The organism is Nocardioides sp. P5_C9_2 (assembly GCF_054049555.1).
The window spans coordinates 1-3318 of the sequence record NZ_JBFUMD010000441.1 but is presented as its reverse complement, the minus strand read 5'-3'; the positions used below and the strand labels follow the sequence as shown (position 1 = coordinate 3318).

The 3318-nt window shown below is 69.9% G+C and carries 4 protein-coding genes and 1 pseudogene; all 5 read right to left on the bottom strand.

What is annotated here, in order from left to right:
- The coding region (locus ACXJKL_RS17730) for a sugar nucleotide-binding protein (RefSeq protein ID WP_457208331.1) at positions 1-697 on the bottom strand (697 nt) is incomplete at its 3' end.
- Positions 697-1563 (bottom strand): phosphatidate cytidylyltransferase, encoded by an 867-nt coding sequence (locus ACXJKL_RS17725; RefSeq protein WP_457208330.1) that lies wholly within the window; start codon positions 1561-1563, stop codon positions 697-699. The genes ACXJKL_RS17730 and ACXJKL_RS17725, both read right to left, overlap by 1 nt.
- Positions 1564-1577: 14 nt before the next feature.
- Positions 1578-2132, bottom strand: a complete 555-nt coding sequence (gene frr / locus ACXJKL_RS17720; RefSeq protein ID WP_457208332.1) for a ribosome recycling factor — start codon at positions 2130-2132, stop codon at positions 1578-1580.
- 67 nt (positions 2133-2199) lie between these two features.
- Positions 2200-2916 (bottom strand): UMP kinase, encoded by a 717-nt coding sequence (gene pyrH, locus ACXJKL_RS17715; protein ID WP_457208329.1) that lies wholly within the window; start codon positions 2914-2916, stop codon positions 2200-2202.
- Between the two features lie 174 nt (positions 2917-3090).
- Positions 3091-3318: pseudogene (locus ACXJKL_RS17710) on the bottom strand (translation elongation factor Ts); the annotation flags it as partial.

The window sequence follows — 3318 nt, the reverse complement described above, 5'->3', positions numbered from 1 at the left end:
CGGCCGCCCGGCTCCCGCCGCGCAGGGCGCCCGCGTCGAGGCCGTCGCGGCGAGCGACGAGCGCGCCGAGCTCGAACCGGCTGAGGGCGTCCGCGCCGCCGACGTGGAGGACTCCGGCGACGTCGTCGCCCGCCCGCTCCGCCAGCTCGACCAACGCGGTGGCGAGGTCGCCGACGTGGACCGGGCAGCGCATCTCGTCCTCGAAGAGGACGCCGTCGGCGCCGCCGGCCAGCGCGTGCACGAGGCGCTCGTGCGAGGAGTGGCCGTCACCGAGGATCAGCGACGTGCGCGCCACCACGGCGTCGCGGCAGATGGCGAGCACGGTCGTCTCGGCGGCGGCCTTGGCGGCGCCGTACGCCGTGATCGGGTCGGGGACGGCCGACTCGGCGTACACGCCGTCGGCACCGGAGAAGACGATGTCGCTGGACACGAGCACCAGGCGCGCACCGTGCCGCGCGGCGGCCACGGCGACGTGCGCGCTGCCGGTCGCGGTGACGTGCCAGTCGGACTGGACGTAGGCGGTGTGCACGACCGCGTCGGGACGGACGTCCCGGAGGAGCGCGTCCACGGCGGCGGCGTCGCGGAGGTCGGCGTCCGCGGTCCCGACGGGCACGACGTCGTGCCCGGCCGCGCGCGCGACCTCGGTGACGTGGCGCCCGAGGTAGCCCCGGCGGCCTCCGGTGACCAGCAGGCGCATCAGGTGAAGACGAGGTAGTGCAGCAGCAGCCAGATCGGCGCGATGGTGGCGAGCAGCGAGTCGAGCCGGTCCATCAGGCCGCCGTGACCGGGGATGACCTGGCTCATGTCCTTGATGCCGAGGTCGCGCTTGATCACCGACTCGCACAGGTCGCCCAGGGTCGCCATCACCGCGGCGATGAGGCCCAGCGCCACGCCCACCCACCAGTCGCCGTCGAGGAGGTAGACGACCAGGGCCACGCCGGACGCGACGCAGAAGAGGAGGGAGCCGACGAAGCCCTCCCACGACTTCTTGGGCGAGATGACCGGCGCCATCGGGTGCTTGCCGAACAGCACGCCCGCGATGTAGCCGCCGATGTCGGAGGCGATGGTGACGGCGATGAAGGTGATGATCCCCTTGACGCCCTCGTCGTACCGCTCGAAGCCGGTGGCCCCGCCCTCGGCCAGCATCAGGGCCACGAATGAGCCCAGGAACGGGACGTAGATGAGCGTGAAGACCGAGGCGGTGGAGTTCTTGACGTAGCCGTCGATGCCGCGCCGCAGCAGCCACAGCATGATCACCAGCGCGGTCACGGCCGTGGCGGTCACCAGCGCCGGCGCGCCCCAGAAGTACGCGACGACCACCATGACCACTCCGCCGACCATCAGCGGCTGCTCCGGCAGGTCGATGTCCTTGGCCGACATCCCCTTGCGGAGCTCCCACACGGCCACCACGACGGCGGCCGCGACGATGACCATGAAGGCGGTCTTCCACACCGCGAGGGACACCGCGATGGCGACGAGCAGCACCACGGCGGAGCCGATCGCGGCCGGCAGGTTGCGACCGGCGCGACCGTGGTCCTTCGGGGGTGCTGGGGAGGTGGGCATGCTGGACGGCGACATCAGACCTCGAGCAGCTCGGCTTCCTTGTTCTTGAGCATCTCGTCGATGGTGTCGGTGTGCTTCTTGGTGGTGACGTCGAGCTTCTTCTCACCGCCGGTGACGTCGTCCTTGCCGACCTCGCCGTCCTTCTCGAGCTTCTCCATGCCCTGCTTGGCCGTGCGCCGCAGGTTGCGGACCGCGACCCGCCCGTCCTCGGCCTTGGCGCGCGCGAGCTTGATGTACTCCTTGCGGCGCTCCTCGGTCAGCTCGGGGAAGCCGCAGCGCAGCACCTTGCCGTCGTTGGCCGGGTTGACGCCGAGGTCGGAGTCGCGGATCGCGCGCTCGATGTTGCCCATCGCACCGATGTCGTAGGGCGAGATGAGGATCGTGCGGGCGTCCTGCGAGGTGAACGAGGCCAGCTGCTGGATCGGCGTGGGCGTGCCGTAGTAGTCGACGACGATCTTGTTGAACATGTTGGGGTGCGCCCGGCCGGCACGGATCGCGGCGAACTCCTCGCGGGTGGCCTCGACCGACTTGGCCATCTTCTGGTCGGCCTCGTTCAGGACGTCGTTGATCACGTGCGTGCTCCTAGCAGAATCGTTCGTGCGTCGACAGGTGTCTGGTGTGGGGGGCCGTGACCGATCATCCGTCTCGGCTCACGAGCGTGCCAATCTTCTCACCCTGCACGGACCGGGCGATCGTGCCGGGTGTGGAGAGGTTGAAGAAGACCATCGACATGTTGTTGTCCCTGGCCAGGCTGATGGCGGTGGCGTCGGCGACCTTGAGGTTGCGGGCGAGGTACTCGTCGTAGCTGAGGTCGTCGAACTTGACGGCGTCCGGGTGGGTCTTGGGGTCCGAGTCGTAGACCCCGTCGACCCCCTGCTTGCCCATCAGGATGACCTCGCAGTGGGTCTCGAGGGCACGCTGCGCGGCGACGGTGTCGGTCGAGAAGTACGGCATCCCGGCGCCGGCACCGAAGATCACGACCCGCCCCTTCTCGAGGTGTCGGATGGCCCGACGCGGGATGTAGGGCTCGGCGACCTGGCCCATCGCGATGGCGCTCTGCACCCTCGTCTCCACGCCCTGCTGCTCGATCAGGTCCTGCAGCGCGAGGCAGTTCATCACCGTGCCCAGCATGCCCATGTAGTCGGCGCGGGCGCGGTCCATCCCGCGCTGCTGCAGCTCGGCGCCGCGGAAGAAGTTGCCGCCACCCACGACGATCGCGACCTGTACGCCCTCGCGGGCAACGTCGGCGATCTCCTTGGCGATCGCGCTGATCACGTCGAGGTCGAGGCCGACCTGACCACCACCGAACACCTCTCCCGACAGCTTGAGCAGGACGCGGTTGTAGGCGGTCACAGGTGTTCCCTTCGACGACGGGTGGGTCGGGGCAAACCTACCGGTGGGTCACCCCTTCCGGCGAACGCGGCACCCGACCGGGTGGACACGACGACGGGGCCGGCACGACTCTCGTCGTACCGGCCCCGTCGGGGTGCCCCGGAGTGGGTCCGGAGCGGGTGGCGTGTCAGCCGGTCAGGCGCCGACCTCGAAGCGCGCGAAGCGCTTCACGGTGGTGCCGGCCTCGTCGAGGACCGTCTTGACCGACTTCTTGTTCTCGGTCACCGAGGGCTGGTCGAGGAGCGCGACCTCCTTGTAGAAGCCGTTGAGGCGACCCTCGGTGATCTTCGCGATGGCGCCCTCGGGCTTGCCCTCCTCGCGGGAGGTGGCCTCGGCGATCTCGCGCTCCTTGGCGACGACGTC